This window comes from Aliikangiella marina (assembly GCF_007004765.1).
Classification (GTDB): domain Bacteria; phylum Pseudomonadota; class Gammaproteobacteria; order Enterobacterales; family Kangiellaceae; genus Aliikangiella; species Aliikangiella marina.
The window spans coordinates 80425-102676 of record NZ_VIKR01000001.1 but is presented as its reverse complement, the minus strand read 5'-3'; the positions used below and the strand labels follow the sequence as shown (position 1 = coordinate 102676).

Here is a 22252-nt window from a genome sequence, read left to right as displayed (position 1 = left end):
CCTCGCGTTTTATCGGTAATGTTTACCGGTTAATCAGCACGTTCTCCGCGCCCTGAAATGAATCGGTACTTGATATGATAATTTGATCGTTTGCTTGTAACCCTTCGAGTATTTCCACTGCAGCCAAACTTCGCGCGCCGGTTTTAATGGTTATTTTTTCAGCCACATCACCATTGACTCGATAGGCGACTCGGCCGGCACCTGAGTCAAGAAATTGTCCGCGCTTGACCATTAAGACATTTTCTTTTTTCTCTAAAAGAATACGGGTGGTCAGTCTTTGGTTTTGACGCAAACCTTCCGGTGGCGTTTGAGTAAAGCGCACACGCCCTAATACTTGATTGTTTTGAATTTCGGGTGAAATGGAAACTAAGGTCGCTTGATGGAGTTGATTACCCGCGCGGATCTCTGCCGCCATACCTAAGCCTAAGTCATCGGCATATGATTCTGGCACCGCAACTTCCACTTCAAACTGGCTTAAATCAACCACCGAAATAACCGCTTGGTTTTTAGCGATTGCGGTTTTTTCTTCAACCACTAACTGACCCACAATGCCATCAACCGGAGAGAGTAGTTGTAACTCTTTGACTTGACGATTGAGCTCGTCAACGAGTAACTGTTGGCGTTGAACTTCTAGTCGTTTTGTTTTTAATTCGAAATCTAAGCTTTCTTTATTAAGGTTGGCATCTTGTACGGCATGTTGGTGGGCAAGCTTGGCGTTTTGCAAATCATCTTGGGCTTTTTCATAATCCAAAGTGCTGATCGCGTTTCGCTGATACGCGGCTTCTGCTCGGCGCATTTCGCGGTCTGCTGCATTTAAAGTGACTTTAGCCAAATCAACTACTTTTTGATTTTCAAGAGCTTGCTTTTTTGATTGGATGAGTTGGCGATCTTTATCAATAACCATGCTTTGCAAAGTCGCTTCTTCTTGCTGCAATTGATTGGTCAGTTCCGGACTGTCAATTGAACCGAGTAGTTGCTTCGCTTTAACCTGCTCGCCCGCAGTCACGGTAAATGAAATAGTGCCTGGTGCACTCGCGTATAAAGTTGGACTAACCGCGGCAACTATTTTACCTTGCACGGAAACATCACGAATAAAATCACCGCGACTCACTTTGGCCAAGCGAATCCGTTCGTAGGCAACACTGTGATCGGCCGAAGTCCAACGTGAAAACGCTGGAGCGGCAAAAGTAATCACAATTGCTAAAAGTACCACCGAACCAATAATATAAAACAGCCGACGGCGCCCGGCTGGTTTTTCAAGAATGATATCCTGACCAGAGGTGTCTGATATTTTCACTTTATTTCCCCAATCCCCGTTTTCTGCTTCCCTCCTTCACCGTTTTTGCGGTATTAGAGGGTCCTAACTTGGTAACCCGCCCCAGCACAGCCTGTCGCAAATGGGTTAGATTTTGCCGACGATTTGCTGGGCTAACACGACCTATGACGACGGCTGTAAAAAAATAGTTGGCTTTGAGGAAGTAACGAAATGTAAATGAATCGGGGATCAGATCAATAAATGGCTTGCTCAGTTGGGCAACAATATCCCAATAAGGAGGTTGTTATGACGGTTAACACAGAACTGCAAGACACCATTAACGATATGGTTGATGACACCCGAGGTATCCTCGCCGCCGATGAGAGCGCGCCCACGATTGCCAAGCGATTCAAAAGCATTAATGTCGAATCCAGCGAAGAAAACCGGCGTTTTTATCGCTCAATGCTGATGACAACGCCTGGTCTCGGTAAATACATTAGCGGCGTGATTTTATTTGAGGAGACGCTCACTCAGTCGACGGATGAAGGTGCAACGATCCCCGAAGCGGCTTGGTCGCAAAAAATCGTCCCAGGTATCAAAGTTGATAAGGGTAAAGGTCCCCTGGCTGGCGCGCCTGGCGATATGATTACCTATGGGTTAGATGGCCTTGCCGAACGGTTAGCTGGCTATAAAGTGCAAGGCGCTCGATTTGCCAAGTGGCGTGAAGTCTATCCCATCAGTGCGCAAAACCCGACCCAACTCGGGTTAACCGCTAACGCTGAGATGTTGGCCCGCTATGCAGCGGTTTGTCAGCAATCAGGAATAGTACCGATTGTTGAGCCAGAAGTGTTAATGGATGGCCATCATGATATTGAGCGTGCTTCTAGGGTGATTGAGTCGGTGTTGCAGGAGGTGTTTTATGCCTTACATCGTCATCATGTGATTTTAGAGCAGATGATTTTGAAACCGAGTATGGTGACCCCGGGTTCTGAAAGTAGCAAGGCTTCGCCCGAACAAGTGGCTGAGTATACCTTGAGGGTGTTTAATCGAACGGTACCTGCGGCAGTGCCGAGTATTAACTTTCTCTCGGGCGGTCAATCACCCGAGGAAGCGACGGAAAATCTCAATGCCATCAATCAATTAGCGAATCATGCGCCGTGGCAGTTGAGTATTTCCTATGGCAGAGCTTTGCAGCAGCCGGTATTGCAGGCTTGGGCGGGTGATAATGCGAATAAAGCTGCAGGGCAAGATGCGCTATTAAAACGCGCTAGACTGAATAGTTTGGCCCGGCAAGGCGAATATTCCCCGTCTCTGGAATAGAAGTCTCTTTAGTAATTGCTGGTCATTAGTGGCAATTGGTGATGGATTATAAAGGCGAGCAATGCTCGCCTTTGTGGCTATTGCGTGATTCGTTTAGCGTTATCGCCAGGGTTAAAATCAGGGTTAAACTCAGGTTTTAAAATTGTTCTTAAGGACGATACTGCTTTGCCCAAGTTTTAAAGGCGGCTGACTTTGCAAACTCGAGGTATTCTGGCTCGCCCTCAAACACTGAAGGATCAAAAGTTAACGAAAACCTCGTTGCCATATCATCAAACAAGTCGGTCAAACCTTGAAACTTTTTTTGTTTATTCAGGACTTCAGCCTTGATCCAATAAAATTCTTGATTGCTGGCTTCCATGGCTATCGCTTTTTCTATGTGTTTCATGGCGAGATTATGCCGCTGAGCCATAAAGTAGGCGTTCGCTTTTAAGGATTCTAAAATGGAATCAACGCCTATCCTTTTCTCTACGGTTTCAATTGTTTGAACTAAACGATCAAATTGTCCTTTAATGAAATAATAATCCACTAACAAAAAGCCCAATGTTGATTCGTTTCCATAGAGATTCGCCAAGTTTTCGAGCTCTTTGTAGTAGGCGTCTTCAGAAACTGAGGATGATAAAGTCACTTTCATGACTGTGACATAACGGCTGTTTTGAACCTCTTTGGGTAAGTTGTTTAAGGTTTCATGTGCTTTGGCAAACTGGCCGGTGCGGTTGAATTCGACGACTTGGCCAATTGCTTTGATGACTTGATTGTCGAGCTTTTTGGTGCCGAGTAGCCGGCTTAGCAAGTTTTCGTTGTTGGGCACTGCAAGTGCAACTATCGAGATCATGGTATCTGATAGCTTTTCTCCTGTGGTGTGGACAAACATATCAACCACTCGTTTGTTGTTCTTATCGAAGATCAACTCCATGTAATTGACGCCTTCGGCATTTAAATTGAGTCTGATAAGAGCGCGCGTGGTTCCGTCGACACGAATGTTCCTTTGGTACTCAGCAACTCCGCCGCTTCTTTGCAATGATAGAAACCAGGCGCTTACGGATTTACTAAAAAAGGTATCTTTGAAGCCTTTGATAAAGCTATTTTTGCCCGACTGGTCGCTGTCGCCAAAGACGAGTTGGTAGGTTTCGATCGCTAGTGGGTCGACATCGAGTATGACTTTCATTGCCCGGATATCTTGCTGGTTGAGTGCTCGCGCAAATTGCTCTCCGACGCTTTGAATTTGCTTATCGAGATCGCCTGAGCGGGTGGGTTGCGCCGATACATTGATTGCGATTAAAGCGAGACTAAGGATGAAAAGGCGCAGTGTGGATTGATTGATCATTTTGTTCCCTTTGGACGGATTTATTCGTTTTTTTAGTTCGCCAAACCTGATGAGCGGCTGGCGGTGTTGGTTTAAGTTATTCCATAACCTAAAACAGGATAAAACCTATATTAACGGTATTCTTATCAACCACCAAATGGAACCTGTGATTGACTAACATTCGCCTTAATATCAACGAGTTACTTAGCCATCAATGCTTTTATAACCAGTCGCTATGGAAATGTAGCCAAAGAAAACTAAGTAATTTGAATAAGGTTATTGACAAAAGCCGCTCAAATCAGCAAAATACGCGCCTCTTGAGACTTGACCACCTCACTCTCTGAGGCTCTCAAGATACCTGTGGCAAGGTAGCTCAGCTGGTTAGAGCACATCACTCATAATGATGGGGTCGGTGGTTCAAATCCACTCCTTGCTACCATATAAATCAATCACAAAAGCCGCTTTATGGCGGCTTTTGTGTTTTTGCAATTCCAATTAGTCAGCATATAGTCACCAAATTCGTAAATTTCGTTGAATTCTCAGTCCCTGTAGGTTGGGGTGAGGCACGAAATCCATCTGATAGCGTTGAAAGTTTGCATTTATTGCCGATAATTAGTCATTTAATTCAACCAAAGTTATCAGGAAATCCCTCCGAGCTTACGAGATTTCTCGGCGGCCTTGTTACCGAATTCCTGCCCCCTGACTAGCTGTCGATAAAGCAAAGCATTTCGAATCAGCTTTAGACGGCAGTTCAACAACAACGCCCCACTCTTTGTTTGCAGTAAATGCAGTTAAAGCCATACTCATCGCTAATCTAGTACGCTCGGCTCCCATATTTAACTAGTTGCTATAAAGAAAAATAGCTTCTATATCACACATTCCCCAACCAGTTTGTCCTTCCTTGACTTTGTAATACACCTTTACCGGTTTCTGTGATGCTTGTGCTGAAAGAACTGTAGAGTATATTCGGCTAAAGACAGCTTCATTAACAACCGGTAAGTAAGCACCACTATTAGCATGGCAGCCAGGCAGACTATCAGCACCAAAATAGATGAAAGGTTTTGTACCACTAGTCGCGATGTAGATCTTGTCGACTTTGGTTATGCTCCCAGACTCTGACGCGAAGGTAGTTTTTGCAAATATGCACAAAATAGGTAATACGATTAAAAATAGTTTCTTCATTTTAATTCATCTTCTTTGTAGGTTGGGACGCTGTATAAATCCCAATGAGTTTAATTAAACCAGTAAGTAAACTAAAAATTCACCCAAGCGATTCGCTTAGAAGCATTTTGTGCAGGGTTGTTTTCAATTTGAATTCTAATTTTCTTACCAGCCATATACGCAGCCAAAACCATTGATAACGTACTTTCATACGCGTCATCAGTATTCTCCAAATAGGCGAACGTAAAATCGTCACAAGCAGCCAACTTTTCTGGTCCCATAATTACAAGCATTTTGTTAGCGTGAAATGAGTTATCGCCACCACGATCACCTTGAACATAAAGGTTTTGAATTGAAACAGTTCCACAGTTAGCTAACCCAGCTGAAAAAACCGTGTTAGAAAACAACATAAGTAAAATAAATATCGATACTTTTTTCATTTTAGTTCCCAAAATATTATCTCGTAGGTTGGGTGAGGTAAGAACCCCAACGTGTTGCATTTAAAGTTTTGATTCCACCAGACAATTAGTCGTTTTATTCAACCAATGTCGTTGGGGTAAGCTTGCCCCGCGAAACGTTTTGGGTATTTCACCCCATCCTACCGGGCTATCAGATTAAATTCGACAAGCCTCAATGGCGTTCAAAAACAATACTACCGATAAATTTTTTCGCATTCTCCGGACCGCATTCTGTTGCATGGAATATTGGACGAATTGGCGCTTTTGAGGTATATGCGGTTAACAATGCGCTATAAACTCTTTCGGCTGTTTTCTCATCGAATGAGTTCCATTCAAAACTCCACTTGTTATTATTTTCGCAGTTTGCTGTTCCCGCATAGTTATCACCTTGGACGACAATAACGCGCGTTGGATAAACATACATAATTTCAATCGGCGCACTCTTACCACCCCAGTCTGTAGCTAATGTTGGTAGCGTTAAAGTCGCTAATAAAATCATTAAAAATTTTTTCATTTTAGTTCCCAAAATATTATCTCGTAGGTTGGGGTGAGGCACGAACCCCAACGTGTTGCATTTAAAGTTTTCGTTTGCGCCCGATAATCAGTCGTTTTACCCAACTAATGTTAATGTTTTTTTTACACCAAGCTATTGGTCTGTCTGAAGCTTATCGCTTTATCGACCAATTCTAATACCCTTAAGTATTGGTCGGTTCCAATCGTCACAACCGCTAATATTTGGGCTAACATTTTTTCCAGCAGCAATCGCCGCGAGAATAACACTTATCATGTATTCGCCCCGCTTTGTTTTCCCATGCACTCTGATATAAGCTCCACCACCAGAACACTCGGCTAACGCGAGAGATTCTGAAAACGTTACATAAACTCTTGAACCATCGTCATTACCTTCAAACAATAGTTCAACAGGTTTCATATAACCCTGCCATCCTGGATTAGCCGCCATCGCGAGTTGTGGTGCGAATAATAGAATAATCAGTATTAATTTTTTCATATCATAAAATCTCGTAGGTTGGGGTGAGGTACGAACCCCAACGTGTTGTATTTAAAGTTTTCGTTTACGCCCGATGATTTGTCGTATAATTCAACCAGTGTTGTTGGAGCTTTCACCTCAACCTACCGAGCTTTACAAACAATTTTTAGGGTCTAGTGTCCTTACCTCTATTTAGTTTTTCCAACTATTAATCAGTAATTAATAGATTTTCAATAACTTGGCTATTTTCTAACTATAAAAAATTGCTTCGACCTTAATGCATTGTTTTTTTCTTGCACGAGCACGACATACCAACTCAACCAAACTGCTTCTTGAATTAATTTAGTTAGTTTTAAGAACCATAAACCCACTCTACTTCTGGCGGAAATTCAGCTAGAACGTCGATAAAGTCTGCGTCGGTTATTATGCAGTAATGAACTATTTTAGCCTCCTGATAATACCCTTGACTCTCAGATTGTAGCCACCTAATCCACGATGAATTGCTTACAATATTTAAGCTATTGTCAAATCCACCATGTTCAGAAAAAGCTTTACTCCTAAAGCTCTCATCCATATTTCGGTAAGCAATGTATGGATCAAAAGTCATTTTAAACTTCTTTTCCCCTCCATTACTTGATAGATAAAGATAAATAGTCAATCCTTCTTCATCATCAATAATGTGATCTACATAAACCCTTCCTTCTACTCCATCTAACGGTGACCATATCGAATAAATATTTTCTTTCATTGTCTACTTACTCTCCTCATCGTACCTAATTTTCGTTTTGTTCTTTCCATCTTGTATTTCAACCGTAGGCCTTCCATCACTACTATTAGGACGGACATTTATTTTACGACCACTACCATCATTTACAAGACCTCGTCGACCTTCGCCGCCTTTTCCGTCAGTAATTGGCGCGACACTATCTGGATCTACAGCTTCTTCAAAATCCTCATTAGCTTGATCGATTCCACCTGGTTTATCATAATTTTTTGTCCGTCCTTTAGTTTTATTACCTTCTGTAGCTCCGTCTAATATATCTTCTACCGGGTCGTTAGACTCTTCACTTCCCTTATCTTCATCACCACTATCTTCGTCAGGCTTTGTCGCTTCATGAACCCCGTATGCTGCGACACCAGCAGACCCAACAAAAAGCGCTGCTTTTCCTAAGGCAACTATTTCAGGAGCGAAAAGCAAAAACCAAACAGCTCGCCCATCTGGATCAACATACTTGTACGGATTATTATTTGCGTATGCATACCTATTAAACCCTTGAATCCCCTGAATACTACTTAAATGTTCATCAATATGTACTGGGTCATTAGAATAAAAGCGTCCAATCGCAGGATCATAATACCGAGCCTGCATATAAGTTAAGCCGATATCGGTATCTTCTAAATGTCCGGTAAAACCTAAATCCTCATTTTTCTGCTCTTCAGTATCCCCAAAAGGCTTGTAGTGAAACTCTTTAAGTAAATTACCCGCAGAATCCATTTCAGCAATAGGTGAACCTAATATATCTGTATGCACATACCGTATTTTTTCACTAGTGGTGAAGTTTCCAACTAGTGAAGAACCACCGCACTGGTTTTGACTATTACACGCTAAAACATTAACCGTACTATTACCTAAGGGTAGTGCTGACAATGAATAGCTTAGGTTTGTTGTTGTGATGATTCGTTTATTACCTTCCTCATCAATGATTTCAATTTGATAATAAGCAGCATCGTTATTGGCGCTCCAGCTAACGTCATAAACATCACCAACTGGAGTTTGCTGAGGCGAGTAACCTACATTCGTAGGAGCACTTAATATAGGAATAAATATCGTTATATCACCGACTGAGATAGGAACAAAGACTTGCTTACCCGTTTGTTCTTCGTTAGCTAGCGCGTTAGAAAAGCAAATGCTCAATAAGATAAATAGAGCAAATTTAGTTATCAATGTTTTCACGAAATTATTAGTCATTTTAAAGCCCTCCCTTATCGACTTTCTAAAATAGTGATTAACCGATCGCCAAGACGAATATAATCAGAATGATCACCATTTGATTTTTGCCGATACATTAAGGTGCCACTTTGGCTGTAAAACGAATACTCTGTTTTCCCATCTTTAGTCTTCGAAACTCTGCGATCATGACCATCATAAACATAATTGAGTGTTCCAGAATCAGTCATAATATTGCCTAAGTTATAAGTAAAGCTTCTAACGCCATTATTAATAACATTGCCTCTAGAATCGTAAGAGAAGCTTCTAGTCACGCCGCCACTAACATTACTTAAGCGGTTAAGACTGTCATAGTTGTATGTTAAAGATTGAGAACCCATGATTTTTGAACGAATGTTACCAAGCGAATCGTAAGAAATAGTACCGGTTCCCCAGAATCCATTTGCGTTTACAAGTCGATCAAGACCATCGTAGGTCATATTGATATTGTATTGAGAGTCAACATCATCAAGGATGCGATCAATATTTCGGTTACTGTCCCACTCAAATCGCTGTGCGGCCAACTGAGTCCCTGCACCGTTATGTAATTTCATTGCCGTAGGTAGCAACCGGCTATTTTGTGTTGCACTATAAGTAGCTCCATTACCAAAAGTGAAATCTTTTAGGCTGCCATTAGCAAAGTAATTAGCATCAGTGACATAGTTACCAACTTTAGTCATTTGACCTAACGCATTTACCGTTACAGAGGTAGTTTTGCCAGATGGGTAAAGGATCGACTTCAAATGGCCTAATGAATCATATTCATAATCAACGGAAAAACTGCGACCATCAATTGATAAGCTTTCTTGAGTGATTAAATCGAGAGCATTGTATTGATAAGACCAGTTTGCTCCTCCACGATTTATAGTAGCAAGGTTGCCGCTAACATCGTATGTCTTAGTAATATTCGTAGTACTATCTGGAAAATTAACAGCAGTATTGTTACCCATTGAGTCATAGGTCATCTCGATTTTGGCAGCGGCAGGCAAAGAGGCACAACCGGAAGTCCCAGATTGTCCAGCAGCATAACCTATCATTTGGTCTGCATTGTTATAAGCATATAGAGTGCTATTCACTTCTGGCACGTAGTGACGACATAAGCGGTTTCGAGCGTCATAAGAGTAAAGCTGCGTTTGATCTGTAGTTACACCATTGTGTGTACCATATTGGCGTACTGAAAGCATATTGCCATAGATATCGTACGTCATCGCCGTATTGGTGTTTTCAGGCGATTGGATTAATGTCACATGGCCATCATCAGGATGACCATACCCCGATTTAGTCATTGTTGTTATGTGACCATTAGCGTTAGTTTCGCGAATTCGATTATTTGACAAAAAAGTGAAAGTCGAAGTTGCGTTTGGCGCTACATTTTCTTTAACCTGAGTGAGCCGACCTAAACCATCATAGGTATTGTTAACGCCATCGCTCGGATTTGAGTTTGTCGATGGAAACGACGAGAAAGAAACTCTACCATTATTGTCAAACTGGGTTGCAATGTATGAACTTATACCAACACCAGATACGGCTTCATTTTTAACAAGAACGGGCCTCAAAAAGCCGTCAAAAATTTTAGTTGTGCGTAGATCACCCCGTGTTGTCGATTGCATCAACCCATTACCCAAGCCTGAATATGTGATTAGTGTGTCGTTCCATGGAGTTGGTCTGTCGATGTTAGTTAACCAACCTACATTATTATATTGATAGCTAAAGAGATCTCCTCGTGCATTAGTCACTGAGGTAACCCAACCATTATCATCCACGGTTCTAATAACTGTTTTATTATCAGGGCGTATAACAGTTCTCGCTGCTCCCCGATGATAGTTAGAAAACTTTGTTTTATTACCCAAGGCATCTGTGTATTCGGTTAGCGTACCGAGTTGCGTACCATTAACTGTGCTATATTTATAGCTTGCGACTCGCACTCCAAAGCGACGGTGCTCAGTTGGACGACCAATGTCATCGTAAACAACTTGGTCAAACAACTTTCCATTTTTGTTAATACTTAAAATATCGCCCAATATCCAATTGGTTTTATCAAAGCGATAATCGTATATAGCTGTTCGATTTCCTGATTGTAATGTGCTCGAAGTGGTAACTTGTTTTGGTAATCCAAAATCATATTCAGTTTTAGATGGGTCAAGATCATAGGCTAAACTCGTTGTATAAACATCACTCCCCCTTTTGATAATTTTTTGGCTAAGAACAGTGTTGGTTTGTTCAAAACCTGAATTTGGAAAACCATAACCAAACGGTTTAGTAAAGCTCTCTGAAACATACGAATAATCAGTCCGTTCAAGTAGCGTAGTACCTTCGTAAATATCTTCTCTTGCCAATTTCCCATGTTCATCGTGTCCATATTGATCTGAACCACAATAATAATATTGGCGACGTTCTATACCTTCGGGATCAATAACCGTGCGCAACTTGGTAGGTATTGTCGAAATAGACGGTGCGCGACATTGATTGCTTTCGTCATAACTAGCGCTCCATTCATATTGAGAACCATCAGTATTTCTAACTTTTTTACTGATTACTGCCAATGAGGATGTGAAGTTAGAGAATTTGGACTCACAACTTTTAGTAGGGTCATTCAGATTTTCATCAACTTCGGTTTCCGGAGCGTTAGAAGTGTTTTTTCTCCCGCCAGCATCTTTAATCATTTCAAGCTCATAGTCCACTCTAACACCATGAGGATGCTCTACATAAATAGTGCTAGGAAAACGTTTCACCCAGGATCCATAGTGAGTTTGTCCTTGGTACTTATCAGGTTCCCAACATCTGGAGCTATTGTAGTATTCTGTAGCACGATTGTTTTGAAGTGGTAAGTTAAAAGTCCACTTTCTGTTATCCGGTAGTACTACAGATCTCAAGTTACGCTGGTAGCCGGTGTGATAATTAGCGTCAGTTGAAGCTGCGTATTCGTATTTCCAAGTACGACCATTTGCTTTAACTTCTTTAATAGTTTTTGTCGCGGCTTCATACGGAACAGCGACAAGATCATATGTGGAAGCTGGAATAGATTCAAATAGAGGAGCATTATAATTAATATCAATTCGTCGCCCATCGCTAGCAGTTATTGAAGCTAAATAACCAAAATTATCAAAGTTATACTCTACATAACTACCATTAGGTTCAACTACTTTAGTCGCGTAGAGCAAGTGATGAAAGGTGTGGTTAAAGTGCAATGCATCAGAGTCATCTCCGCCGCCACGTGTATTCGATTCAAAATGGCTTTCCCATCCCGCATAACGTTTTGTAAATTGGTCGAAGTGAAATTGTCTTCCCTCAGGAGATACAGCGATAATTCCAGTACCAGTTACATTTTTAATTGCGCCACCACAATAAATTTTCCAATTATCACTGGTAGTTCCCGTTTTGCTGAGCCAAGTTGTCACATCATCATCATATGGATGGTTTACAGAGTTGGTTGCAGGTTTGACTAATACTTTCATCCCTGCTCCGGGAATTGACATTCGAATATTGCCCCAAATTTTTTTGTGTCCAACACCGTCTGCGGCACCTGCTAGCCTAGGCAAAACTTCCATAAAACAAGTATCCGGAGTGCTTGTTCCATTATCAATACTAGAACTCACATCTCTATCAAGTCGGTAAGTAATGAATGGAATATCCGGAGTCCAACCTCCAAGAACATTTCCAGAATAGTCAATGCCATCAATGCGGTAATTGCGAGCGAACTCAATCGCTGGACCACTGTTTCCGGGAATACTTACATCAACATGACGAAAAGATAACCCGCCATTTGAAAAATCTATAGATTCGCCACCAAGTGAATCATCAAGGACGGTAAACTCTCCTTTGACTTCAACTTGCCAAGCTGTGCTAGGTAAAGTTAATTCTTGATCAATACCTGATACTGCACTTTTCGATAACACCAAGCCAGAAATCCCTAAAATCCCTAATAAATAACTTTTAAAAGTTCTCATTATTTTCTTCCAGTTTCTTTGTTTAATATTTAAATTCTTTTCTTTTTTTGGGCATAGTGCCTACCCAAACTTACATCACTATTTATCTGAAACGACATATTTCACGTAACACGAACCACTTTCTGAGGTTCTAATAGTTATGTTATGGTCAGTTGTGTGCGCCATTAAGATTAAAGAATAAGTCGCTTCATAATTTTTCTGTTCAGGTTCCATCGAGATGTGACCGCTGCTTCCAGCATCACATAAAAGTTTTGATTCGTCGCCCGATGTCCCGATAACAGTTTTACCACTGGGAGTGACATACATTCGCGTAATTTTCACATTAGTGCACTGACCATTTTTACAATTCGCTAAAACTTCGCCCGAAAACGTAACCGCAACAGCGACAGTCAATAAAATTAAAACTCTTTTTAAATAAATCATCATTTTCTACTTTTTAATATTTAAATTCTTTTCTTGTTTAGATTTGCGTACTTTCGAAGCTTAGAGTTCTAACCGACTCTAAAAACTTTCATTCTTCCATTGACGCAACTGCCTTTATTGTCATAACCAATAGTGACTACTTCACCGGTTGCATATGCTGTCATTAAACGGGTTAAAACCAACTGTCGAATATTATCTGGTGTGTCTGGGTCAATAACCATAAGACCAAAAACAGTACACTCAGGATGAGAAGTTGGCTGATTCTCTACTTCTATTAAAATTTGAGTACTGTAGGTGTAAGTAATCACCCGTTTCACTTTACCGTCAAAATTTGCGTTGTAACCTGCGAAAGCATCACTAGAAAAAATAATGGCCAAAATCGCAAAGGTTGGTAGGAATAGTGCTTTTAATTTGTTCATTTGATTCTCTTAATTTTGATATTTAGTTCATTCATTTCTGAGCTTGTATCGCTCTAAAAAATTAATTCGATACTCAGTAAAGGTTTAACATTACATAACCTGGAGCCGGGGCGTTTCTATAAGTAGGCAAGGCGTCACACGTAGGAGCATCTGCGTAATAGACTTTTGCATCCTCTCCTGAAACGCTAATCGTTTGAATAAGAGAAAACCAAGTTTTACAAACTTCTGCAGTCACTCCTTTCCATTCGCTATCAATGTCGCAAATCTGGGTATGATCATTTCGCCAAGTTGAACGGATCAGTACTCCACCAGAGCTGTCGACCCATACTTGCTGAATTTTTCCGCTACAGTATCGGTTTACACCTAAGGCTGGCATTGCTACCAGTAGAGTTGTAAGTAGAATTAGGGCTTTAATCGTATAGTTTTTCATAAGCTTAATACTCTGGATCTCAATTATTGGGGTTCATGCCTCACCCCAACCTACAATTAATTCTTAATTTTTGACTACTGACATATAAGCAATAGTTGGATAATTCGGTTGTCTGGAAAAACACGAACCGCTAGTAGTGATTCTCACCTTATTTCCAGCGAAGTAAGCGGCAGTAATCATCGAAAAAGTCGCTTCCCCATTTGCGTCAGCGGTGCGGCGCCATCTTATCGAATTCGACTTACAGCTTTCTGGGCCAACTGCAGGGCCGGCTATTTCAACAAAACAAGTATCATCATGGTTGTGGCAACCAATGTTGGTAATTGCGACATTACCTGTAGACTGTGCTCGAATATTGCCCGATGTGAACATAGCCAGTTTGAGAAAGATGGCTATTGCGAACTTCTTCATCTTTTATCCCCTAATACAGCTTCCTAAATTGTTGGGGTTCGTACCTCACCCCAACCTACAAATCGGTTTATTTTTTCAGTGTTCTATAAACCGTTTATTTCAACGACGCGATTTTGGCAGTTTCTTAGCCAAAACAACTATCACATTTCCGCCAAAAGCTATTACAAATCGGACATTTTGTTATATTTGTATAAAAAACATCCTAAAAACCCATAAACTGGATCTTTATTAATCAACATGACAAATTAACAAGAGTGTTTAACAAGAGCGACTTACAAAGAAAAAGGTCACGGCAAACTTAATGTTTCACCGATATAAAAATCCTTTTAAAGGAAAGCTCCATAAACATTGGCATCATTCACCCGCGCGAACATTTACAATCTCGCATCGAGTTTTAGCGGTGTGGATAATGCCCGAAACGTGTTACAAAAAATAGGAAATTATGCACATTTTTCCGCCGGCCAAGTTAGACAAAAAATTATGCGTCGCTTTTTCAGGCAGACCAAAGTTTACAGTTGGTTGTTAATTGATCACGTTAAAAACACAGATAAAATAAAAGTGGTTGAGGTGAGACAAAAACCTCGATATGTTTTGGTTAACAGTTTTCGAATATTACCGTCACCAGATCGATTAATTCATCCGACGCTGTTGTGGCGACTACTCCAACGTACGGGAATAGTACTTAAGTCTGAAAAAACAATTAATTCCAGAGAGGCACTATTCATCCTAACTCTTACAAACAATTAAGCAAATGCCCTACAAACAAAACTAGACAGTCACCATTTACCTCCGCTACCTATATACATTTGAGTGGACTTTGCCGATAATGCTCACCTTCTCATGCTGTTGTTGGCAATGGTTCCATGCTTGGATTGTTAAGACTGATACTTGTTTTTCCTTTATTTATTATCATTTGTATTATTGGCACGCTTACCTCTCTGGTCCGACCATTCCATCGAAACAACACTTATTTCGTCGCTAGGCTGCTTTCAAAGCTCGCCCGCTTTGTGGGTATCAAGTTAATCATTAGAGTCCCTCAGCATTTAACAGACTCCCCAAAGGTCATTATTGCTAACCATCAAAGTAACTATGATGTGATTACCATGTCAGGCGGAGTCACCCCTGGGGTGGTTAGTGTGGGTAAGAAAAGTCTTAAATGGGTCCCGTTGTTCGGACAGTTATATTGGCTGAGCGGAAATATTTTCATCGATCGGAGCAACAAGTCTCGAGCGAAACAAACGATGACTGATTTGTTAGCGCATATGAAAAAAAGAAACTTATCTATCTGGTTTTTTCCTGAAGGGACGCGCAGTAAAGGCCGTGGTTTGTTACCTTTCAAAATGGGCGCCTTTCACATTGCCTTACAAGCGAAAGTACCATTGCTTCCCATTGTATTGAGCAGCTTGAATTCATTTTCTATCAATCGTTGGGATAATGGCTATGCCATCATTGACTACCTAGAGCCAATTGAAACAAGCGATTTCAACGAATCACAGGTGAAAGAATTAGCGAAAATTGCTCGCGATAAGATGTTGCAAAAGATTGAAGAATTGGATGCTGAAGTTGCGGAACTCAATCGTCAAAAAGGCTAGTACCCGAGCGTAGTTATCGGTTTTATAGCAACAAACCGCCTACTTCTCTGCAAGCGAAAATAAAAAACTAACGCCAGCCAATACCACTATCCAAATAACCGGCCAAACGATGTATCCCCACTTCTGCATAAAAGACTGACGCTTTTGATGATCTTCGTAAAAATACTGCAACGCCTGTGGTAAATCAGACAACTGATTCTTTCCTTTTCCTGAAGCAGATTTCTCACCTTGCCAATCTTTTATCGACGAGATTAAATTGTCGGTGAGTACGGGATTAGTTGGGTCGAGTTGAACCATATTAAACCACATGTCTAATGCTTCTTGATGCTTGCCTTTTTGTCCATACAAACTGCGAGCGAGATCGTTGAGCAGTTCTATATTTTCAGGATCAAATGTGAGCGCTTGACGATAATGAGTTTCTGCCGCCGCATAATTGGTTAATCGAAAATCGATATCCCCCATTAATTGATGCGCAGCTTTTGAGTCTGGTTCAATTTCTAAAAGTTGTTGAAGCACCGCTTTCGCTTGCTTGACCTCGCCCGATGTCAGATAGGCTTCGGCTAATCGCTGAATAAATGTGGGTTCTTGAGGCGCCATTGAGGCCGCTTTTTCAGCACATTGGATTTCAGAATTGAAACGTTTCTCAATATGATGAAGTAAACTTAACAGGTAATATGCCCAGGAAAATTCTGGATCCGCTGCAAGACAGGCGTGAAGCGTCGCTTCGCACTGGTCGTAAGCGGATTGACCAAATTGAGCGCGCGCAAGCAGGAACAACAAATAGGCGTCTTCAGGTTCACTGGCTAATGCCTCTCGCGATAGCTTTTCAGCATCTTCATAACGCGAAATATCGATCAACGCCTCAATGCGAGACTCAATGTTCCGCTCTAGCGTTTGCCCCAATCCGAGATCAGCTTCATGTTCACTCATACATCACCTACCCCTGACTAACTGCTAGAGCTTATTGTTACGAATGTATTCGAGTAAGTCGTCATACGCGCCTGATTGATTGGCGAACATGGCATAATTGCGGGCGCTTTCAAACCACTGACGCGTGCTCGGCTTAACTTCTTTTAGTGGCTGCTCAAAATCAGTATTGCTTACCGCGCGAGCCTCACCGGTTTCTAATGACTCTTCAAACACGACTTCTATCGCGGATTGCACTAAATGAGCCAGATCGGCACCGGAGAATTGTTCGGTCTGTTTAGCGATTGCTTCAACATCGACATCTTCAAAGGGCGTATCGCGCAAATGGTAGCGTAATATATGTTCTCGCGCTTCTTGATCAGGTGGAAAAACAGGCACTACGCGATCGAATCGACCAGGGCGTTTTAATGCACTATCAATGTCCCAAGGTAAATTGGTCGCCGCCAAAATAAACAAGCCCTCATTGTTGCCTTCTACGCTATCCATCTCGTTGAGTAATTGATTAACCAATGTCCGCATGCCAGAATTTTTAAGGTTGCTTCTTTTCTGACCTATGGCATCAAGTTCATCAAAAAACAAAATCGCCGGGGTATTTCGGCGCGCCGTTTCAAATATTTCATGGAGCTTCTTTTCGCTTTCTCCGATATACATATCAAGAATATCAGCAAGACTGACGGTAAAGAACTTAGCGCCAATTTCACCGGCAAGCGCGCGAGCGATGAAAGTTTTACCACATCCCGGCGGGCCATAAAGGATAAGTCCGCTGCTAGTTTTCTTTCCGTATTTTTTAACCAGCTCTGGATTTTTTAATGGCGCCAAAAATGTCAGATTGAGGCGTTTTTTAACCTGGTGCATTCCGCCGACATCATCGAGATAGATACTGCTGTCTTCTGCCTCAATGATATCGTCGGTATTGAGCGTGCCATGATCAGAGACAAGCTTTAGCTTTTGTCCTCTCACTCGCTTTACACTATCGTCTTGGTCTACTTGCGGCGAATCGATTTTAATTGAATCATCGGACGCATTTGAACGAGAAAAAGCATTCTCCTCAGGCGGTTTGACGTCATCGACTTCATTTGGCGAGTTGGATTTTACGCCATTTGCATTGAGTAGCGCTTGATACGCGGTAATCAGTTCAGGCTTATCCAGTTGTTTTGCCAAATCGATAACCTTCAAAATTATGCCCGTGTTGCTACTATCGATCGCAACCGCTTTTTGATAGGTAGTTAAAGCTTCTTCGTGGTTTTGTAGTGATCGATAAGCATCTCCCAGACTGGTCAGCAATCCCAAATCATCAGGATTGTTCTGTAATCCCTGGAGCAAGGTCTGGATTAGTATTTCGCTCATTGTCTGATTCCCTTAATTTCCTACTTTTTATTAACGGCAGCTAACATTATTTATCCGGCCTAAACTTTGCGTTTATTATCCATTTTTTGTTGCTCTGCGCGATGAATCATACACAAAATGGGAATTATTTTATACTTAAAGTCAATAAGAGAGGAGTAACTATTGGCGTCAGTTTGAACTTCCCGATTGGTCAACTCAGCAAATACCGGACTATCAAAAATCTGGATTAAACTCAAATTTGGAGAGCTCTTTCTTTAGTTGTCGATAATAGTATGGAATACCGACCCAAGAATAAATCACCAGCGCAAACCACGCATAGGAAGTGAATTGAGAAGCAAAGTTAAAGTCCAAATCTGACAATACTTGCGCCGCGAGCGTAAAGATTAGATAGCCTGAAATTAAAACCACCGCTGATCTTAAGTGTGACATCCCCGCTATCCACGAATTAAACTTCCACCACAAACCAATAAATAAATTCTTTCGTAGCTTAATATCACAAAAAAGCGACAAAGCACTCGAATTGTCTGGATTGTTTCTTATCACAAATTTTGCATGATATTCGGCTTCCTTAATATTGCCTTGTCTCAGCCGGATCTTACCCATAAGGATATTTGACTCCTCATCTTGGGGATCAACACTTAACGCTTCTAGCGCACAACTTTCCGCGCGTTCCAAATCATTTCTGGCAAAATAAAAACTACCATAAGCTTGTAAAATTCTCGCCGAATCTGGCTCAAATGATGCAGCCTTGTCGATAAAAGACTTGGCTTGCTCGTATTCTCTATGAACAAGATAAATATCGCTTTTATAAAGAAAAGCACTCACATATTCCGGCTCAAGCCTTAATGCCTCATCACAAGACTCGTGGGCTTTTTTAACGTCATTTTTTAACAAACTAATCTGCGCAAGCAATAAATGAAAAAATGGATTTTGAGGCGATTGCTGAAGGGCTATACCTAGCTCATATTCAGCGGCAAATAATCGATTACTATTTAACAGACATGCCGCTAACAGCCCATGACATTCAGCATCATTAGGATCTTCAGATAATAGTTCTTTAAGATAGTCAATGGCGCGATCATACTGGCCACGATCAAAGCAATCTTGTGCAAGTGAATACAAATAATCATCCATTACGATCGGCCTTCCTTGATGTAAGAATAAATTTCAAAAGCTACAGATTGTCTAAAGACAACCAGATAAAGTATTAAGAAAAATAGACCGTTAAGAATGATATGCATATATCGATAGTAAGAATCAAACTGCTTAAAAGGCTCAGCACTTTTAAAGAAGATAAAGGTAAAGAACAAACCAAGCATTAACAGGACACCAATCACCGAGGTTAAAATCTCTTTCTTCAAGGTTGAGCTTCCCAATAGATAGCCATTAATCCCCAGCCAAACCAATGGCATCCACCAACGTCCAAAGTAAGGCGGCATCCAGAATAAAGGCAAAAATATCGCGACAAAAAGGATGATTATTGGATTAACGATAAGTTGTTCTCGGCCCCTCACTTTGGGCTCATCAATAATTTGATAACGACTCATGACTATTTTCCGTGTTTCTTTAAGAAATCCAAAACATCATCGTATCGACCACCATCATTGGCATATCTGGCATAGTTTCTCGCAGTGGTAAGCCACTCTACGGTCGTTGAACGCGCGCCTTTTAATGCTAATTCAAAATGTGAATAAGTAATTGAAGCCTCTTCCCCCGACTCGATCGAATCATCAATTGCTTCGTCTGCAGCCATTTCTACTAGATTGTATAAATCAGCGCCCGAATAACCACTTGCCTTAGCCGCAATCGACTTGAAATCAATGGTACCCTCACCCGGCCGATCTTTCATGTGATGGACTAAAATCGCTTCTCTTGCGGTTCTATCAGGTGGGGGTACAAAGAACATTCGATCAAATCGTCCGGGACGCAAGAACGCCGCGTCAACAGCCCATGGAACATTGGTTGAAGCGAGCACTAAAACACCTTCATTGTTTTGTGAAAAACCATCGAGTTCCGTTAAGAATTGGCTCACTAAATTTGCAGAGGTCGCATTTCTACTATGCTCTCTCTTACCCGCGAGAGCTTCAATTTCATCAAAAAAAAGCACACTAGGCGTTTCTGCTCGAGCTTTTTCAAAAATAGCCCTCAGTTTCTGCTCCGACTCGCCAATGTACATATCGAGCACGTCAGAGATTTCAACATTGTAGAAAGAAGCATTACATTCACCAGCCGTCGCTCGAGCCAGTAGCGTCTTACCACACCCAGGCGGACCATAAAGTAGCACACCGCCACCGACTTTCTTTTTAAAACGCTGAAATAAGCTCGGTCTTTGAAACGGCATGATGATCTTTTTGTTTATCTGTTTCTTTATATCGGTGAGACCGACCACATCGTTAAAATCTGTCGTATCCTCTCTGTATCGAATCAGATCCGTTATTTCCGCCACGTCCGTCTTTTCAACGAGTTTTAGCTTGGGCTTTTCAGCGCCTTGTTGCTCATTCGACTCCGGCGGTGTCGACTCATCTAAACCGAGTTGCTTTACAAATTCATCGTTAGATGAAACTTGGTTATTGATTATCAACTTTTGATAAAGATCTCTCGCTTTGTCTTGTTCACCAATTTGATAGAAGCACTGAGCTTTTAATGTCGCTTGTTCAGAATTGGTCTCATCCAATAAAGAGAGCGGAATTTCATACTCGCCATCATCACAAAGCTTGTTACAAAAGGTCATTAACTCCTCAGTGGACAGTAGATGCTTACAGCTTTCGATATAAGCCTCGATGTCTGACAGCGCTCCTAAATCAGCCTTGGTATTAATAATCACTTTGGCAAGCTCGGCAGAAGGCGCAGCCTTATAGGCTAACTCTAAGTTTTCTAGGGTTGTTTTATCCATATTATCTAACTTCTAACTCATAACGTTCAGTCGCGTTAATGATTGTTTTTGATTATTTTAGTTCGAGTCAATGCAAGATTGGTTCAAGTACCAACTCAGTCATTGGTATACTGAGGAAATCGTAATGGATCGAAGTGTTTTGTTCAATGGATATTCGACAAGTATTTGTCGGCCACTTTTAGTCAGGTACTTTCACAAATATTTCGACGCCAATCGTAGAAACAATTCCAGACCGTAACTATTTACCATTAGCCATTCGACGCCGCTCCTATCAGCATTTCTCCCACAAAAGCTATCTAACTTCTATCAATAAACTCACAAAGTGACTTAAGATATGGTGTAAACTAACCGCTAGAACCATTGAAACTTAGTCGTACATGAGAGAAAAAGAACTAAAACTGGAAGCAAGCTTTGATATCGCCGAATTCCTAGTGCGCGGAGAGCTAATTGCTTTTAACACAACTCACAACCGAGAGTTAGTTTTCGCGGTTGCCAAGAAAAAACTCGACTACACCGATGTTGGGCCTGGTGGCACCTTCCCAAAAATAAAATCCGAGGAAGGTCAAACCTATGGCATCTACTATTCGACCAATAATGAAATAGTGCACCTCACAGATATTGATAATGAGTTTTTAAATATCCACGACGTTCAACTCCTGCCCGACTATCGAATTTTATTAGTGTGTTGTCGATGTTTATACAGAGGTGAGAATGACTACGATTTAAATGGTCGAATCTACTCCCATCAAGGTGAGTTCCTTGATGAAATTTTACTCGGTGATGGTATTCAAAATGTTCAAACAACCAAAACTGGTGACATTTGGACGAGTTATTTTGACGAGGGTATTTTTGGTAATTACGGGTGGAACGAACCTGTTGGTTCTTCTGGGTTAATCGCCTGGAATGACAAAGGCGAAAAACAATACGCCTTTGAACCGCGGCTAGGATTGGATTTTATGTGTGACTGCTATGCATTAAATGTCGAATCAGCTACGACCACTTGGTGTTACTACTATACCGAGTTCCCACTGGCAAAGATTAAGAATCATGAGCTTGTCAATTACTGGGATATCCCACTGAGTGGTTGCGATACTTTTGCAATTCACCAAAACTATGCCTTATTTAAAGGTGGTTATGATGATAGAGACACGCTCCACCTATTTAAGCTTTCAGATAATAACGTTGCAAAATATCAATCCAGAATTACTCTAGGGAATATAAAGCAGATCGATCTCGCTTGTGCGAGAGGTGACACAATCTTTATTTTGGACGGAAGCCTAGTTTATAAAATCTACGTCCATCAATGTCTTTAAAAATAACCCTGTTGCAATTGTATCAACCAAGCGACAGTACTTTTGAGAACTTTAAACAAGTATATACTTAACAACAAATAA

21 protein-coding genes and 1 tRNA gene are annotated in these 22252 nt (G+C 41.2%); 4 read left to right on the top strand and 18 right to left on the bottom strand.

The window, feature by feature from the left end; translation table 11 throughout:
* Nucleotides 1-22: 22 nt before the first annotated feature.
* Nucleotides 23-1297 carry an efflux RND transporter periplasmic adaptor subunit gene (locus FLL45_RS00410; protein ID WP_142887823.1) on the bottom strand — a complete coding sequence of 425 codons (1275 nt, stop codon included), beginning with the start codon at nt 1295-1297 and terminating at the stop codon, nt 23-25.
* 264 nt (nt 1298-1561) lie between these two features.
* Here FLL45_RS00410 and FLL45_RS00405 point away from each other — a divergent pair, with 264 nt between their 5' ends.
* Entirely contained in the window at nt 1562-2575 is a 1014-nt protein-coding gene (locus tag FLL45_RS00405; protein ID WP_142887822.1) for a class I fructose-bisphosphate aldolase, read from the top strand.
* Nucleotides 2576-2723: 148 nt separating this feature from the next.
* On the opposite strand, the gene FLL45_RS00400 is transcribed toward FLL45_RS00405, so the two are convergent.
* Complete coding sequence (locus FLL45_RS00400) at nt 2724-3899, bottom strand: tetratricopeptide repeat protein (RefSeq protein WP_142887821.1); 1176 nt, start codon at nt 3897-3899, stop codon at nt 2724-2726.
* Nucleotides 3900-4240: 341 nt separating this feature from the next.
* Between FLL45_RS00400 and FLL45_RS00395 the strand changes: the two genes are divergently transcribed.
* Nucleotides 4241-4317: transfer RNA gene (locus FLL45_RS00395), tRNA-Met, on the top strand.
* A gap of 401 nt (nt 4318-4718) precedes the next feature.
* Here FLL45_RS00395 and FLL45_RS00390 read toward each other — a convergent pair.
* The 11 genes from FLL45_RS00390 to FLL45_RS00340 form a co-directional block, all read right to left on the bottom strand.
* The gene (locus FLL45_RS00390) at nt 4719-5060 is read right to left on the bottom strand and encodes a hypothetical protein (RefSeq protein WP_142887820.1); all 342 of its coding nucleotides are present in this window, start codon (nt 5058-5060) and stop codon (nt 4719-4721) included.
* A 71-nt stretch (nt 5061-5131) separates the two neighbouring features.
* Nucleotides 5132-5479, bottom strand: a complete 348-nt coding sequence (locus FLL45_RS00385) for a hypothetical protein (RefSeq protein ID WP_142887819.1) — start codon at nt 5477-5479, stop codon at nt 5132-5134.
* A 190-nt stretch (nt 5480-5669) separates the two neighbouring features.
* Entirely contained in the window at nt 5670-6011 is a 342-nt protein-coding gene (locus tag FLL45_RS00380; RefSeq protein WP_142887818.1) for a hypothetical protein, read from the bottom strand.
* A gap of 159 nt (nt 6012-6170) precedes the next feature.
* Nucleotides 6171-6506 carry a hypothetical protein gene (locus FLL45_RS00375; RefSeq protein WP_142887817.1) on the bottom strand — a complete coding sequence of 112 codons (336 nt, stop codon included), beginning with the start codon at nt 6504-6506 and terminating at the stop codon, nt 6171-6173.
* 331 nt (nt 6507-6837) lie between these two features.
* The gene (locus tag FLL45_RS00370) at nt 6838-7233 is read right to left on the bottom strand and encodes a hypothetical protein (RefSeq protein ID WP_142887816.1); all 396 of its coding nucleotides are present in this window, start codon (nt 7231-7233) and stop codon (nt 6838-6840) included.
* 3 nt (nt 7234-7236) lie between these two features.
* Nucleotides 7237-8454 (bottom strand): RHS repeat domain-containing protein, encoded by a 1218-nt coding sequence (locus FLL45_RS00365; protein ID WP_142887815.1) that lies wholly within the window; start codon nt 8452-8454, stop codon nt 7237-7239.
* A gap of 14 nt (nt 8455-8468) precedes the next feature.
* Nucleotides 8469-12419: an RHS repeat domain-containing protein gene (locus FLL45_RS00360; protein WP_142887814.1), complete on the bottom strand. Its 3951-nt coding sequence runs from the start codon at nt 12417-12419 to the stop codon at nt 8469-8471.
* A 78-nt stretch (nt 12420-12497) separates the two neighbouring features.
* Complete coding sequence (locus tag FLL45_RS00355; protein WP_185964271.1) at nt 12498-12842, bottom strand: hypothetical protein; 345 nt, start codon at nt 12840-12842, stop codon at nt 12498-12500.
* Nucleotides 12843-12910: 68 nt separating this feature from the next.
* A complete protein-coding gene (locus tag FLL45_RS00350; RefSeq protein ID WP_185964270.1) occupies nt 12911-13261 on the bottom strand; it encodes a hypothetical protein in 351 nt (116 codons plus the stop codon).
* A 73-nt stretch (nt 13262-13334) separates the two neighbouring features.
* Nucleotides 13335-13691 (bottom strand): hypothetical protein, encoded by a 357-nt coding sequence (locus FLL45_RS00345; RefSeq protein WP_142887812.1) that lies wholly within the window; start codon nt 13689-13691, stop codon nt 13335-13337.
* A 63-nt stretch (nt 13692-13754) separates the two neighbouring features.
* The gene (locus tag FLL45_RS00340; protein ID WP_142887811.1) at nt 13755-14099 is read right to left on the bottom strand and encodes a hypothetical protein; all 345 of its coding nucleotides are present in this window, start codon (nt 14097-14099) and stop codon (nt 13755-13757) included.
* Nucleotides 14100-14962: 863 nt separating this feature from the next.
* On the opposite strand from FLL45_RS00340, the gene FLL45_RS00335 reads away from it, so the two are divergent.
* Nucleotides 14963-15691 carry a 1-acylglycerol-3-phosphate O-acyltransferase gene (locus FLL45_RS00335; protein WP_142887810.1) on the top strand — a complete coding sequence of 243 codons (729 nt, stop codon included), beginning with the start codon at nt 14963-14965 and terminating at the stop codon, nt 15689-15691.
* A 39-nt stretch (nt 15692-15730) separates the two neighbouring features.
* On the opposite strand, the gene FLL45_RS00330 is transcribed toward FLL45_RS00335, so the two are convergent.
* The 5 genes from FLL45_RS00330 to FLL45_RS00310 all read right to left on the bottom strand — a co-directional run bounded on the left by FLL45_RS00330 (nt 15731) and on the right by FLL45_RS00310 (nt 20858).
* Nucleotides 15731-16621 (bottom strand): tetratricopeptide repeat protein, encoded by an 891-nt coding sequence (locus FLL45_RS00330; RefSeq protein ID WP_142887809.1) that lies wholly within the window; start codon nt 16619-16621, stop codon nt 15731-15733.
* Nucleotides 16622-16645: 24 nt separating this feature from the next.
* A complete protein-coding gene (locus tag FLL45_RS00325) occupies nt 16646-17965 on the bottom strand; it encodes an AAA family ATPase (protein WP_142887808.1) in 1320 nt (439 codons plus the stop codon).
* 213 nt (nt 17966-18178) lie between these two features.
* Nucleotides 18179-19099, bottom strand: a complete 921-nt coding sequence (locus FLL45_RS00320; protein ID WP_142887807.1) for a tetratricopeptide repeat protein — start codon at nt 19097-19099, stop codon at nt 18179-18181.
* Entirely contained in the window at nt 19099-19512 is a 414-nt protein-coding gene (locus FLL45_RS00315; protein ID WP_142887806.1) for a hypothetical protein, read from the bottom strand. Before FLL45_RS00315 ends, FLL45_RS00320 begins: the two co-directional genes overlap by 1 nt.
* Before the next feature lie 2 nt (nt 19513-19514).
* On the bottom strand, nt 19515-20858 hold the full coding sequence (locus FLL45_RS00310) for an ATP-binding protein (protein ID WP_142887805.1): 1344 nt from the start codon (nt 20856-20858) through the stop codon (nt 19515-19517).
* Nucleotides 20859-21235: 377 nt separating this feature from the next.
* Between FLL45_RS00310 and FLL45_RS00305 the strand changes: the two genes are divergently transcribed.
* Nucleotides 21236-22171, top strand: coding sequence for a hypothetical protein (locus FLL45_RS00305; RefSeq protein WP_142887804.1), 936 nt, complete (start codon nt 21236-21238; stop codon nt 22169-22171).
* Nucleotides 22172-22252: the final 81 nt, after the last annotated feature.

What these genes read in the sequence shown, in the direction of transcription:
- FLL45_RS00325 (WP_142887808.1), bottom strand. Translation starts at nt 17,965, where the DNA reads ATGAGCGAAATACTAATCCAGACCTTGCTCCAGGGATTACAGAACAAT.
- FLL45_RS00370 (WP_142887816.1), bottom strand. Translation starts at nt 7,233, where the DNA reads ATGAAAGAAAATATTTATTCGATATGGTCACCGTTAGATGGAGTAGAA.
- FLL45_RS00380 (WP_142887818.1), bottom strand. Translation starts at nt 6,011, where the DNA reads ATGAAAAAATTTTTAATGATTTTATTAGCGACTTTAACGCTACCAACA.
- FLL45_RS00350 (WP_185964270.1), bottom strand. Translation starts at nt 13,261, where the DNA reads ATGAACAAATTAAAAGCACTATTCCTACCAACCTTTGCGATTTTGGCC.
- FLL45_RS00335 (WP_142887810.1), top strand. Translation starts at nt 14,963, where the DNA reads ATGCTTGGATTGTTAAGACTGATACTTGTTTTTCCTTTATTTATTATC.
- FLL45_RS00385 (WP_142887819.1), bottom strand. Translation starts at nt 5,479, where the DNA reads ATGAAAAAAGTATCGATATTTATTTTACTTATGTTGTTTTCTAACACG.
- FLL45_RS00310 (WP_142887805.1), bottom strand. Translation starts at nt 20,858, where the DNA reads ATGGATAAAACAACCCTAGAAAACTTAGAGTTAGCCTATAAGGCTGCG.
- FLL45_RS00390 (WP_142887820.1), bottom strand. Translation starts at nt 5,060, where the DNA reads ATGAAGAAACTATTTTTAATCGTATTACCTATTTTGTGCATATTTGCA.
- FLL45_RS00400 (WP_142887821.1), bottom strand. Translation starts at nt 3,899, where the DNA reads ATGATCAATCAATCCACACTGCGCCTTTTCATCCTTAGTCTCGCTTTA.
- FLL45_RS00340 (WP_142887811.1), bottom strand. Translation starts at nt 14,099, where the DNA reads ATGAAGAAGTTCGCAATAGCCATCTTTCTCAAACTGGCTATGTTCACA.
- FLL45_RS00330 (WP_142887809.1), bottom strand. Translation starts at nt 16,621, where the DNA reads ATGAGTGAACATGAAGCTGATCTCGGATTGGGGCAAACGCTAGAGCGG.
- FLL45_RS00320 (WP_142887807.1), bottom strand. Translation starts at nt 19,099, where the DNA reads ATGGATGATTATTTGTATTCACTTGCACAAGATTGCTTTGATCGTGGC.
- FLL45_RS00355 (WP_185964271.1), bottom strand. Translation starts at nt 12,842, where the DNA reads ATGATTTATTTAAAAAGAGTTTTAATTTTATTGACTGTCGCTGTTGCG.
- FLL45_RS00315 (WP_142887806.1), bottom strand. Translation starts at nt 19,512, where the DNA reads ATGAGTCGTTATCAAATTATTGATGAGCCCAAAGTGAGGGGCCGAGAA.
- FLL45_RS00305 (WP_142887804.1), top strand. Translation starts at nt 21,236, where the DNA reads ATGAGAGAAAAAGAACTAAAACTGGAAGCAAGCTTTGATATCGCCGAA.
- FLL45_RS00405 (WP_142887822.1), top strand. Translation starts at nt 1,562, where the DNA reads ATGACGGTTAACACAGAACTGCAAGACACCATTAACGATATGGTTGAT.
- FLL45_RS00345 (WP_142887812.1), bottom strand. Translation starts at nt 13,691, where the DNA reads ATGAAAAACTATACGATTAAAGCCCTAATTCTACTTACAACTCTACTG.
- FLL45_RS00360 (WP_142887814.1), bottom strand. Translation starts at nt 12,419, where the DNA reads ATGAGAACTTTTAAAAGTTATTTATTAGGGATTTTAGGGATTTCTGGC.
- FLL45_RS00375 (WP_142887817.1), bottom strand. Translation starts at nt 6,506, where the DNA reads ATGAAAAAATTAATACTGATTATTCTATTATTCGCACCACAACTCGCG.
- FLL45_RS00365 (WP_142887815.1), bottom strand. Translation starts at nt 8,454, where the DNA reads ATGACTAATAATTTCGTGAAAACATTGATAACTAAATTTGCTCTATTT.